Below are 204 nucleotides of genomic sequence, written 5' to 3'. Positions count from 1 at the left end.
TTGAAGAACGGCACCACCTGGACGAAGACGACGGCCAGCGACAAGCGGCCGCTGCTGATGGTTTACTGGCCAAGCCGGCCGATTTTCGTGGACTACTTGAACTTCATGAAGAAGAACGGCTTCGTCAGTGCCAAGCGCAACTTCACGACCAGTGACAAGACCAGCGACTTGTTCAACGCGGCCAACCAGGTTCAAAAGAACGTC

General features: G+C 55.4%; 1 protein-coding gene. It reads left to right on the top strand.

The window, feature by feature from the left end; genetic code table 11:
• The coding region (locus lacNas_RS01085) for a hypothetical protein (RefSeq protein ID WP_201346510.1) at positions 1 to 204 on the top strand (204 nt) is incomplete at both ends.

Origin of the sequence: Lactobacillus nasalidis, assembly GCF_016587775.1 — a bacterium.
GTDB classification, from domain to species: Bacteria; Bacillota; Bacilli; order Lactobacillales; family Lactobacillaceae; genus Lactobacillus; species Lactobacillus nasalidis.
This window is presented reverse-complemented; position numbering and strand designations above follow the sequence as displayed.